The 11,712-nt window shown below is 32.2% G+C and carries 11 protein-coding genes; 10 read left to right on the top strand and 1 reads right to left on the bottom strand.

Annotation, left to right across the window (positions count from 1 at the left end):
• Positions 1–326: 326 nt before the first annotated feature.
• Positions 327–1,406, top strand: coding sequence for a GGDEF domain-containing protein (locus tag BMZ74_RS06715; RefSeq protein ID WP_177181385.1), 1,080 nt, complete (start codon positions 327–329; stop codon positions 1,404–1,406).
• A 57-nt stretch (positions 1,407–1,463) separates the two neighbouring features.
• Here the strand turns inward: BMZ74_RS06715 and mgrA are convergent, their stop codons facing one another.
• Entirely contained in the window at positions 1,464–2,456 is a 993-nt protein-coding gene (gene mgrA / locus BMZ74_RS06710; RefSeq protein ID WP_089861306.1) for an L-glyceraldehyde 3-phosphate reductase, read from the bottom strand.
• A gap of 203 nt (positions 2,457–2,659) precedes the next feature.
• Here mgrA and BMZ74_RS06705 point away from each other — a divergent pair, with 203 nt between their 5' ends.
• The 9 genes from BMZ74_RS06705 (at position 2,660) to BMZ74_RS06665 (ending at position 11,514) form a co-directional block, all read left to right on the top strand.
• A complete protein-coding gene (locus BMZ74_RS06705) occupies positions 2,660–4,036 on the top strand; it encodes an SLC13 family permease (RefSeq protein ID WP_089861304.1) in 1,377 nt (458 codons plus the stop codon).
• Positions 4,037–4,125: 89 nt separating this feature from the next.
• Positions 4,126–5,556, top strand: a complete 1,431-nt coding sequence (locus tag BMZ74_RS06700; protein ID WP_089861302.1) for a Na+/H+ antiporter NhaC family protein — start codon at positions 4,126–4,128, stop codon at positions 5,554–5,556.
• A gap of 107 nt (positions 5,557–5,663) precedes the next feature.
• Entirely contained in the window at positions 5,664–5,945 is a 282-nt protein-coding gene (locus tag BMZ74_RS06695) for an SHOCT domain-containing protein (RefSeq protein ID WP_089861300.1), read from the top strand.
• A 52-nt stretch (positions 5,946–5,997) separates the two neighbouring features.
• Positions 5,998–6,852 (top strand): DegV family protein, encoded by an 855-nt coding sequence (locus tag BMZ74_RS06690; protein WP_089861298.1) that lies wholly within the window; start codon positions 5,998–6,000, stop codon positions 6,850–6,852.
• Positions 6,853–7,026: 174 nt separating this feature from the next.
• Positions 7,027–7,209, top strand: a complete 183-nt coding sequence (locus BMZ74_RS06685) for a peroxiredoxin (protein WP_089861295.1) — start codon at positions 7,027–7,029, stop codon at positions 7,207–7,209.
• A 97-nt stretch (positions 7,210–7,306) separates the two neighbouring features.
• On the top strand, positions 7,307–7,954 hold the full coding sequence (locus tag BMZ74_RS06680) for a pentapeptide repeat-containing protein (protein ID WP_177181384.1): 648 nt from the start codon (positions 7,307–7,309) through the stop codon (positions 7,952–7,954).
• A 104-nt stretch (positions 7,955–8,058) separates the two neighbouring features.
• Positions 8,059–8,619 (top strand): AAA family ATPase, encoded by a 561-nt coding sequence (locus tag BMZ74_RS06675; RefSeq protein ID WP_089861292.1) that lies wholly within the window; start codon positions 8,059–8,061, stop codon positions 8,617–8,619.
• Positions 8,620–8,684: 65 nt separating this feature from the next.
• Positions 8,685–9,653 (top strand): D-2-hydroxyacid dehydrogenase, encoded by a 969-nt coding sequence (locus BMZ74_RS06670; protein ID WP_089861290.1) that lies wholly within the window; start codon positions 8,685–8,687, stop codon positions 9,651–9,653.
• A 121-nt stretch (positions 9,654–9,774) separates the two neighbouring features.
• Positions 9,775–11,514: a methyl-accepting chemotaxis protein gene (locus tag BMZ74_RS06665; RefSeq protein ID WP_089861288.1), complete on the top strand. Its 1,740-nt coding sequence runs from the start codon at positions 9,775–9,777 to the stop codon at positions 11,512–11,514.
• The last annotated feature ends 198 nt before the right edge of the window (positions 11,515–11,712 follow it).

Below are 11,712 nucleotides of genomic sequence, written 5' to 3'. Positions count from 1 at the left end.
ATAGGATCTAAAATACAAATTAATTTGTCTGTTTCCGATAAATTAAGTAATTCTTCAAAGGGAAAGAGACACTCTTGTCGAATATTATTAATAGGGCTTCACCTTCTTTCGTATTTTATGGGTGCTACTATTAAATTCGACAAGATGGGGTGAAGCCCTTTTTATATCATTAAAATCTTTGTTATATCAAGGCTTATTTTTATGAAATTCGCTTATATAATAAGTATTTGCAATAATTAAAGGCAGGAAATCTGCGATTTATCTTGAATATCTTTAGGTAAAGCATTAATTTTTAGAGCTTTAATTTAAAGATGGGATTGAATATAATGGAAAAAACAAACAGTGAATTAAACAGTCTGGAGAATAGGGTATTTAGAGTAATCTTGTTTTTTATTGTTGGGCTTTCTTCCATTAATATTGTATCAAATACAATTATTGGTTTTAATCAGATTGTAAATTTAAAGTGGGCTATTTTAGATATTTTTTCATTTTTCCTAATCTATAAAGAACGGTTTAATAAATACTCTATTGCTAAATTAAGATTTTACTATTTCTTTGTAGTAGTTTTTATTTTTCTGCCTCTGGGTTGGTTTCAATCTGGTGGTAGTAAAAATAATGGGTTAGCTTATGTTTTTTTGATTTTAACAGCAATTAGTATTTTATTTAAAGATAAAAGACTTCGTAATACTTTAGTAACAATATTAATTTTGATGTTTATCTTAGTTATTTCACTTGAGTATAAGCTTCCTCAGTTATTAACTAACTACAGTGCTAGTTATCAATTTCATGATCGTCTTATACAGATACCATTACTTTTACTGGCTAATTATTATCTGCTGCAGAAATTTGCTATGGCTTATGAAGAGGAAAAAGAAAAACTTAATCATTATAGTAGTGAGTTAAAAAAAGCTAATGACAAGTTGAAATATTTAGCAAGTAGAGACACTTTAACTAAACTTTATAATAGGCGAGCTTTTGATCAGGAGATAAAGTCTATTTTTATTAATCAGTCCCACCGCGGAAAAGCAATTAGCCTTATTTTGTTTGATATTGATGATTTTAAAAGTATCAATGATAATTATGGTCATGATATTGGAGATCAGGTAATAATTAGATTGGCTGAACTACTCAAGCTTGATATGCCAGCTAATAGTTTTATTTCTCGATGGGGAGGGGATGAGTTTGCTATTATTTATTCAGCTGATCTTGTTAAAGCTGAGTTTTATATAAAAAATCTTATCTATCGAATTAAAATTTTACAGAGTGATGAACTTCCCTTTATAACAATTAGTGCAGGGATAACTGAGCTGAAGTCAACTGATAATATTAAATCATTATTTAAGCGAGCAGATAACATATTATATGAAGCTAAAGAATCAGGAAAAAATAATTATATATTAGCTTAAATTTAATAAATAATAAAGATAAAAGAGACAGATTTGATCTGTCTCTTTTATCAATTATTATTCCGCTAGAATAGCCTCTATTGCTGCTAACTCTTCGTTAGTAAAGCTAACTTTGTTAAGAGCTGCAGCATTTTCAATAATTTGTTCTACTTTACTTGCTCCAACTAAAACTGAACTAACATCTTGATCTAAAATCCAGGCCAGTGCCATTTGACTTAGGCTCTGTCCGCGATCAGCAGCAATTTCATTTAGCTGACTGGCTTTAGCAATTTTTTCATCTGTAATACTGTCTTTTTTTAAGTAACCAGTAGCTTTAGCAGCTCTCGAATCATCTGGTATTTTTTTTAGATATTTATCAGTTAATAGTCCCTGAGCCAATGGTGAATAGATAATTGAACCCATGCCAAGCTGTTTTAAAGTGGTAAGCAGCTCATCTTCTTCTGACCAGCGATCAAATAATGAATAATTATATTGATTTAAGAGTAATTTAATCCCCATTTTATCAGCAATTTCAGCTGCTTTTTTACTCTGCTTAGCATTATAATTTGAAATGCCAACATAGAGGGCTTTGCCCTGGCGTACAATATCTTTCAGCGCACCGATTGTTTCCTCGAGAGGTGTGTTAGGATCAGGACGATGATGATAGAAAATATCAACATACTCAAGTCCCATCCGTTTTAAACTCTGGTTAAGACTGGAAATTAAATATTTGCGTGATCCCCATTCTCCATAAGGTCCAGGCCACATATAATAACCTGCTTTAGAAGAAATTATTAATTGATCACGGTAAGGTTTAAAATCTTTTTTCAGTAGAATTCCCATGGTTTCTTCAGCTGAACCAGCAGGAGGTCCATAATTATTTGCTAAATCAAAATGAGTAATTCCTAGATCAAAAGCTTTTCTTAAAATTTTACGAGCATTGCTTAAAGTATCAACTCCACCAAAATTGTGCCACAGCCCAATTGAAATTGCGGGTAACTTAAGCCCGCTCTTTCCACAATAGTTATAAGTCATTTTTTCATAACGATTTTCATTTGCAAGATAAGGCATTGAACAGCCTCCTTTGGTTTAAATTATTTTATCTAAAGTTAATTATATCAGACTATTTAATAAATGTAAATTAAATTATAATTAGAGTGGACTAATTATTTGCTTTAAGATTTAAATTTTAGTAAAATTAAAGGGAGCTTAAATTAATTAAGGATATAATTTTAAAAAATTTTAACTAAGAAAATTTTTCTGAGGTGATTTAAATTAATAAACGAAGAACTCTTTTTTTAATTGCTGGTGTTATTATAGCCTTTATTATCTGGAATCTTGAGCTAACAGGTCTTTCTGTAGCTGGACGGAAAACATTTTCCTTAACTATTATGACGGTTATTTTCTGGGCTGCAAAAGTTGCAGATCCAGCTTATATTTCTGCTTTATTTTTAATGTTATTACTTATTTTTAAAATTGCTCCAGCGGAAGAAGTTTTATCACTCTGGACTACTCAGACTGTTTATTTAGTAATTGGAGCCTATTTAATAGCAGCAGCAGTTGATAGCTCAGGTTTAGGAGAAAGAATTGCCTATAAGTTTATTCTTAAATTTGTTGATTCTTTTCGTTCAATTATTTATTCAATTTTTGCTTTAACTTTTTTATTAAGTTTAATTATCCCACATCCCTGGCCAAGGGCATTTATCATTATGTCTGTTATGGCAGTAATTATTGAAAATGCAGGTATAACTGAAACTGATGCAGCTAAAATAGGGTTTACAGTCTTTGCCGCCTCTATTCCAATCTCAATGATCTTTTTAACAGGAGAGAGTACTTTAAATATCATGGCTTTACAGCTTTCTGGTATAGAATTAAGCTGGGGCGGATGGTTTTTGCAGATGGGAGCTCCAGCTATGTTGGCAGCTATTTTAACTATGTTTTTAATTTTAAAATTATTTAAACCTGAAGAAGAAATTGAACTTAATAAAAAGGCTATTGGACGTAAGCTGCTTGATCTGGGAAGAATGTCAGAAGAAGAGCAGAAAACAGTTTTCTGGCTTATTGTAGCTGTAGTACTCTGGATGACAGATTCTTTTCATGGTGTTAAGCTGGGCTGGATTACTTTAACAGTCGCTGTTATGATGAGTCTACCTTTTACAGGTGATATTCTTAAAGCAGAAGACTGGAATAAAGTTCCGATTAAAGTACTAATATTCCTGACAGCGGCAGTAGCTATTGGTAAAGTTGGTTCATTGACCGGGATGAATCAGTGGGTAGCAGGAGTTATTTTGCCTGAGCAGGCCCCTCAGCATTTGCTTTACTTTGCCCTTTTAACAGCAGCTATTTCAATGATTTTACATATGTTTTTAGGCAGTGTAATTGCAGTTATGGGTATTGCTATTCCTGCTTTTTTAATTTTTGCTAAACATATTGGACTTAATCCACTTGTGCCTACTTTATTTGTTTATACAGCAATTGGAACTCACTATTTATTACCTTTTCATCATCTTAATATTTTAGTTGGTATGGGAAAGGATAATGGTAACTATACTGAAAAAAGTGTGATAAAGCTAGGAATACCGCTTACTTTAGTTACTATAATAGTAATTATCTTCGAATATTTCTGGTGGCAGTTTACAGGTTTACTTTAAGCTAATTAATATTTTTTCTCAGCTGTGTTATAATATAGTTAGCTACAGTCAGAATTGGCTGTGCTGAGATCTTTTAAAGGAGGGAAAATATGGAATATGGTATTTTAAGTATTGTGCCACCAGTAGTTGCTATTTTGCTGGCTTTATTTACTAAACAGGTTTTTTTATCACTTATTTTAGGAATATTTTCTGGCTGCTTAATCTTAACAGGGGGTCAATTTTTTGCTGCTTTAAATATGACTTTAGAAGAAGTTGTTGCAATTTTTTCTGAAGCCTGGATTACTAAAACCATTATATTTTCTTTTCTAGTTGGTGGTTTGATTACAGTTATATCTGCTTCAGGTGGAGTTCAGGGTTTTATTAATTATTTAACTAAAAAGAAAAAATTAATAAAAAATAAACGGGGCGCACTGTTTTTGGCTTATGTTATTGGTCTGGTGATTTTTATAGAATCGTCTATTACTAGTCTTGTAGCAGGAACTGTTGCCCGTCCTTTAACTGATAAGTATAATGTTTCACGAGAAAAGCTGGCCTATGTTTGTGATTCTACTTCTGCTCCGGTGTGCGCTTTAATTCCGCTTAATGGCTGGGGGGCAATGCTGATGGGGGTAATTGGAGTTCAAATTACTAATGGAGTAGTTAATGGTTCAGCTGCTAATCTGCTTATTAGGTCGATTCCTTTTCAATTTTATAGTATAATAGCTATTCTGGCTGTAGCCTATTACATAATTACTGAAAATGATTGGGGGCCGATGAAAAAAGCAGAAAAACGTGCTGCTGAAAGAGGTCTTGTCCTTAGAGAAGGAGCCACTCCAATGGTTGCTGAAGAGGCAACTGCAACACCACCTAAAGAGGGTGTAAAACCTAATAAATGGAACATGATTCTGCCTTTATTAGTTTTAATTGCAATGATGCCAGTTGGCCTTTATCTTACAGGTGAGGGCAATTTACTGCAGGGATCAGGCTCGACTTCTGTTTTTTGGGCAGTAATTACAGCTGTTAGTTTTGCTGGTTTTTTATATGTGTGGGGTAAAATAATGACCTTAAAAGAATATATTGATTATGTTTATCAGGGAATTGGAGCTATTGTACCAGTCGCAATTTTATTAATATCAGCTTTTACAATTGGTAATGTAATCAGTGATCTACAAACAGGAGAATTTATGGCCTCACTTGTAGCTGGCAGAGTGAACGGCTCTTTCGGTCCTGCAATTGTATTTTTGCTGGCAGCGGTAATGGCTTTTGCAACTGGAACAAGTTGGGGTACTTTTGGTATTATGATGCCGATTGGTATTCAGATGGCAGTTGCTATGGGCGCACCACTAACAATTACTATTGGAGCAGTAATTTCTGGTGGAATTATGGGTGATCATTGTTCGCCAATTTCTGATACTACAATTATTTCTTCAATGGCTTCTGCCTCAGATCATATTGATCATGTTAACACTCAATTACCTTATGCACTTTTAAATGGATTAATGGCGTTAATTTTATATTTATTAGCTGGAATTATAGTCTGAAATTTGTGATTTAGCTAGTTAAGAGCAGGTAGAATTCATATTTAATTCATATTTTTGTTTTATAATTAATTTAATATTAATTTGTTAAACAAAGGAGTAGTGATAATATGTTTAGATATGGACACATGTATGGTCATATGGGTTTTTGGCCCGGGAGAGGGGGCAATCTAATGTTTTTTATCTGGATTATTATAATTGGGGTTGCTGTTTACCTGCTTTTACAGCGTAATAATAACAATAAAAATAATAATTATCAGCAAGATCATTCGATTAATAAGCAGCAAAATAGTTCTCAAAATGATGCAGAAGAACTGGCTAGAGCAAGATATGCTCGAGGTGAAATAAGTAAGGAAGAATTTGAAGAGATAATTGCTACTTTACGAAAATAGTCATTTTATTAAAGTTAAAATTTAAGTTGTAAAAAACAGGAGGAGAAATAATATGGCAGAAAAAATTGCAGTTGTAACTGATAGTACTTCAGATTTAAATAAAGATGATTTAAGTAAATCAGGAATTAATTCTATAGCGTTGAAAGTTATTTATAGTGATCAGCAGTATCATGATCGGGTAGATATTACTCCTTCTGAAGTTTATCGGAGTTTTGACCGGGAAATCCCAACAACTTCTATGCCTTCACCGCAGGAAATTGAAGATCTTTATCTTGATTTAAAAGCACAGGGTTATACTCATATAATTTCACTTCATATTTCCAGTGGGCTCTCAGCAACTGTTAATAATTGCCGTATGGTTGCTCGTCAAATTAAAGGAATAGAGGTAGAAGTTATTGATTCCAAAATGCTGTCAATGGGACTCGGAAGATTAGCACTCTATGCTCAGGAATTGGTAAAAACCGGCAAATATAAATTTAAAGATATAATTGAAAAAGTTGAAGCAAAAAAAGATAAAATAAATGTATTTTTTGTTGTTGAAACTTTAAAATATCTAAAAAAAGGTGGTCGGATTGGAAAAGTATCAGGTACAATTGCTGAGTTATTAAATATTAAACCAATTATTGCGATTGATGAAGTAGGAGAATATTTTACTTTTTCTAAAGTTAGAGGTAGAAAGAGATCTTTAAAGAAGCTTTATCAGGTAATTAAAGAACAATTGCAGGAAGGCAAAGAGTACTGTCTTGATGTTATGAATGCTGCTGCCGAAGAAGAGGCCATTACTTTAAAGAATAAATTTGAACAACTAGCTGTTTTTAAAGAAATACTATTAGGTGAAATTAGTCCAGTCATGGTTGTTCATACTGGCCCTGGACTAATTGGAGTAGTATTAACAGAGCTAGATTAATATAGTATTTTAATTATGGACCCATCCGGGTCCTTTTTTGTTTTAAATAAATTATTTTATCGTATCGTAATTAAAATTAATAATTTTTATAAACTTGACAAAAATAATCAACTTTAATATAATATAATATATTAGATAAATATTTAAACTCGCTAAATATGAAAGGTGATAAAAATGAGTGAAAATAAGTTGGCTAATATGACTGACAAGTTTGATTGGTCCGGGCGAGAAATATTTAATTATGAACTGCTTAAGCATCCAGAAAAAAACAAAACATATCTGGAAAAAAGGAAGATAAAACTGGCTAAAGGAGAGATTGAATGTGACGAATGGTGGCTCTGTAAAAAGCAACACTAAATTATGGATTAAAAATTATTAAAATCCCTTTCATAAATTTATGAAAGGGATTTCTTTTATTAAGCAGGATTTTTGCTATTTGTGGTTAAAACAGTTAATGTTAGCTAATAAGATTAAGATTGGAGTGATAAAAATTTACTTAGATTCAGAAAATAAAGAGTTTAATCAGTCTGATTTTGCAAAACAATCTTTCCGGGAAGATAATTTTTCTGGTTTTAATTTTAATAACTGTAGTTTTAAAGCAGCTCATTTAGAAGAAATTAAAACTGAAAAGACTATTTTTATAGAATGTGATTTTTCAGGAGCTCGTTTAAATGCTTCTCAGCATATAAATTCTACTTTCTTGAATTGCAATTTTTCGGGAGCTAGTTTTTTTAGTGCAATTTTTAAAGAATGCAGACTAATTGGAGCTGACCTAATTAATACTGATTTAACTGCCTTCAAAATATTGGGGGGAGATTGGTCTTATGTTAATTTTAGTCACAGTGAGCTTAATAATTTTAATTTTTCAGATGTTAAATTAATAGAAAGTGACTTTTATGCTGCTCAATTAAAAAAGACTAAATTTAAAAATGCTAATCTAAGCCGGGCCAAGCTTACAACGGCAAATTTAACCGGAGCTGATTTGCGAGAAGCAAATTTAAGTGAAGTTGATTTTACTGGTGTTAATTTTAAAAATGTAAAAATTGATTTATTTCAGGCTGGAATAATAATGGAATCAATGGGAGCAATCCTTGACTATTAAGGATGTTAATTAAAAAAAGATATGGTATAATAAAAGTTAATTAATTATTTAATTAGAGAAAATTATATTTTTAAAATTAAAGCTAGGTTAAGAGGGATTAATAAATGTTAAAAATACATATTTTAGGACCTTCTGGTTCTGGAACAACAACTTTAGGAAAAGCAATTAGTCAAAAATATGGGCTGGCTCATTTTGATGCAGATAATTATTTCTGGAAGCAAACCACACCCCCTTTTCAGAAAGTGAGATCTATTGCTGAGAGGAGGGAACTATTAAGTTCCGATTTAACCCAAGAAACTAATTGGCTAATTAGTGGTTCCCTGTGTGGTTGGGGTGACATTTTTATGGCAGAATTCAATTTAGTAATTTATCTCTGGGCTCCAATTACTATTCGGTTAGATAGATTAAAGAAAAGAGAACAAAAAAGATTTGGTAGTGCTGTTTTACCAGGAGGTAAAATGTATCAGCGCCATTTGCAATTTCTTGATTCAGCAGCTCGTTATGATTATGATTATACTGAATTCAGAAATAAACGGACTCATTTAGAATGGTTACAGAGGCTTAACTGTCCGATTTTAAAAATAGAAGAGGTTAAACCGATATCCGAAATGCTGCTAGATGTAAAAAATATTATTGCAAAAAATGATGAGTTAAAAAAAATCTAATTAGGATAGCCGGATTAATCTAAATTAATGACTAACATTACCAGGATAAATAGAGGAGGCTCAAAATGAAAGCTAAACTTTTGATTATTACAAATGATATTTTTGATATTTCAGCTAAAGATTTTACAGAAATTTTAGAAATAGGTGCTAAAAATGATTTGGAAATAGAGCTAAGGGAAGCTGATGAGGTAAAGAGGACTGATGTTACAGAGGCCGAAATAATTTTTGGCTGGCCTAATAAAAATCTATTACCAGAGGCTAAAAATCTTAAATGGATTCAGCTGCCAAGTGCTGGAGCTGATAGTTATGCAGATTCTGCTCTTTATTATAATCCTGATTTCATTTTAACTAATTCGAGTGGTGTTTATGGAAAAGCTATTGCTGAGCATGTTCTCGGGATGATCTTTGCTTATAGTAGAAATTTGCAGCAATATGCTTATCAAAAACAGAAACGAAATTGGCAGCGTCTGGATCCCAGACCAGGTTTATTTAATTCTACAGTGGCTGTATTGGGTTTTGGTGATATTGGTCAGACAGTTGCTCAACGCGTGAAAGATTTTGGAGCAGATGTTCTGGTAGTTAAGCGAACTATGTGTGAAAAGCCAACTTATGTCGACAAAATTTATTTAACAGATCAACTTTTAACAGTACTAAAATTAGCTGACTATGTAATTTTAACTTTACCATCTACTCCAGCAACTCAGGGAATAATTGGGGAAGCAGAATTAAAAATTATGAATGATAATGCCTTTCTGGTCAATATTGGAAGAGGATCATTAATTGATCAAGCAGCTTTAATTAGAGCTCTTAAAACAGATTCGATTGCTGGAGCTGGCTTAGATGTCACTACACCTGAACCTCTGCCAGTAGATAGTGAACTCTGGGATCTCGATAACGTTATTTTAACTTCTCATAGCTCTGGTTTTGAACCTGGTAATGACAGCCGACGCTATCAGCTTTTTAAGCATAATTTGCTTAAATATTTGGCTGGTGAACCCTTAAATAATCAAGTTAGTTTTAATTTAAAATACTAACTATTATTTAAATCAAACTTAGTTTAATATATTAATTTTGTCTGCAGCGGAACATTTTTATTTATTAAATATTTTTAATCAAATAATAATATCTATTTTAGTTAAAACTAGGGGGAAGCAAATGCAGAAAATAAGATTTGGAATAAAAGAAAAAATGATAATTTTTATAGTTGTCTTGATTATTCTAACTGTTTTTTCACTTGGCTTTTATGCGCTAAATAATTTAAATGCAACTCTCTATCAGCAAAAGCAGGCTCAGGTTAAGGAAATGGTAGAAGCTGCTCAGGGGGTAATTAATTATTATTATCAGCAGCAAGCAAGTGGTTCTTTGACTAAAGATCAAGCACAACAGAGAGCTGCAGCAGCAGTTGAAAAGATGACCTTTGGTCCTGGTAATAAAGATTATTTCTGGATTAATAATCATCAACCTGAGATAATCATGCATCCTTATTCTAAAAATTTAATTGGTCAGAATGTTGGCTCAATTCAGGATAAAGATGGTAAATATTTATTTAAAGAAATGGTAGCAACAGTTGAAGCTAATTCGGCTGGCTTTGTTGAATATAAATGGCAGTATTATGATAATCAAAGTAGAATTGAGCCGAAATTATCTTTTGTTAAAGAATTTGAGCCCTGGGGATGGATAGTTGGGACAGGGGTGTATCTTGATAATATTAGAAGCTCCTATCTTGAACTTAGAAATAAATTTTTATTAATCGGCATAATTATATTATTAGTAGCTTTAGTTTTAACTTATTTAATTGCCAATTATCTTGCTCAACCTGTTAAATTTCTGACAGGATCAATTGATAAACTTGCTGGTTTTGACTTGCGTTTGAATGAAGCTCCTCAACTTGCTAAATACTCTAAGCGTAAAGATGAAATTGGTGCTATTGCAGCTGCTCTGCAAGAAATGCAGTTTAATTTAGGGAAGTCAATTACTGAAGAATCAGATATAGCTAATAATTTAGCAGCTTCTAGTCAGGAACTTTCGGCTAGCAGTCAGGAAATGTCAGCTTCAGCAGATGAGGTTAGCAGTTCAATTAATAGGCTTGCTGCTGGAACCGTAGAGCAGAATAAGATGTTGAGCAGAACAAAAGAGAATATTGAAGAGTTAGAAAATAAAATAGATATAATTAGCGATAAGTCAGAGATAATAAAAGCTGAGGCAATAAAAGCTGGAACTAATATTGAACAGGGTAATGAAGCAGTAGATATTACTGCTCAGCAGATTTCTCTAGTAGTAGATAATCAGCAGCATGTTCTGGCAAGAGTTACTGAACTAGATCAACTTTCCGGGCAAATTGGTAAAATAATTGAGATAATAACTGGAATTGCTGCTCAGACAAATTTGTTAGCTTTAAATGCAGCTATAGAGGCAGCCCGGGCTGGAGAAGCTGGTCGTGGATTTAGTGTAGTAGCTGAAGAGATTAGAGGACTAGCTGAAGAATCTGCTCAAGCAACAGATGAAATAAATACTTTAATTAAGGAAATTCAAAATAAAGTTGATGATACAACTAGAATTATTGCTCAATCTGATCAAGGAGTAAAAGCTAGCAATGAAGCTGTAAATGAAGTTGAAAACACTTTTATTGAAATAGAAGATGTGGTCGAAAAATTAATTGCTTTGATTAAAGAAATAGCAGGTAACTCACAGGATATGAAGCTGAGCAGTTCTGAAGTTACTAAAGCAATAGAAGAAATAACTGAAATTAGTTCGCAATCAGCTGTCATTGCAGAGCAAGTAGCAACCGCTTCTGATGAACAGAGTAATTCAACTATTGAGATAGTAAGTGCAGCTGAAGATCTGGCGGAGATGGCTCAGAGTTTAACTGTCTTAATATCTAAATATAAAAATTAGAAGAATTAACCTATGTTTAATTTAAAAATAGTCTTTATTAGTAATTTAAAAACCCCTAAATTGTTGTTTGCAATTTAGGGGTTTTATAGTTTTATGAAAAAAACATAATTATTAGTTGACTTGTGGTCAGTTTTTTGCTATCCTTAATTGTGTCATTAATTAAATCATTTTGTTATTAACTAGTTTAATTATAATTAT

Origin of the sequence: Halanaerobium salsuginis (assembly GCF_900114545.1) — a bacterium.
GTDB lineage: Bacteria > Bacillota > Halanaerobiia > Halanaerobiales > Halanaerobiaceae > Halanaerobium > Halanaerobium salsuginis.
Note: the sequence above shows the minus strand (reverse complement) of the source record. Positions and strands in the feature narration are given on the sequence as shown.

Excerpts from the sequence above, each read along its gene's own strand:
- BMZ74_RS06715 (WP_177181385.1), top strand. The coding sequence starts at position 327 with ATGGAAAAAACAAACAGTGAATTAAACAGTCTGGAGAATAGGGTATTT.
- mgrA (WP_089861306.1), bottom strand. The coding sequence starts at position 2,456 with ATGCCTTATCTTGCAAATGAAAATCGTTATGAAAAAATGACTTATAAC.
- BMZ74_RS06700 (WP_089861302.1), top strand. The coding sequence starts at position 4,126 with ATGGAATATGGTATTTTAAGTATTGTGCCACCAGTAGTTGCTATTTTG.
- BMZ74_RS06695 (WP_089861300.1), top strand. The coding sequence starts at position 5,664 with ATGTTTAGATATGGACACATGTATGGTCATATGGGTTTTTGGCCCGGG.
- BMZ74_RS06690 (WP_089861298.1), top strand. The coding sequence starts at position 5,998 with ATGGCAGAAAAAATTGCAGTTGTAACTGATAGTACTTCAGATTTAAAT.
- BMZ74_RS06685 (WP_089861295.1), top strand. The coding sequence starts at position 7,027 with ATGAGTGAAAATAAGTTGGCTAATATGACTGACAAGTTTGATTGGTCC.
- BMZ74_RS06680 (WP_177181384.1), top strand. The coding sequence starts at position 7,307 with ATGTTAGCTAATAAGATTAAGATTGGAGTGATAAAAATTTACTTAGAT.
- BMZ74_RS06675 (WP_089861292.1), top strand. The coding sequence starts at position 8,059 with ATGTTAAAAATACATATTTTAGGACCTTCTGGTTCTGGAACAACAACT.
- BMZ74_RS06670 (WP_089861290.1), top strand. The coding sequence starts at position 8,685 with ATGAAAGCTAAACTTTTGATTATTACAAATGATATTTTTGATATTTCA.
- BMZ74_RS06665 (WP_089861288.1), top strand. The coding sequence starts at position 9,775 with ATGCAGAAAATAAGATTTGGAATAAAAGAAAAAATGATAATTTTTATA.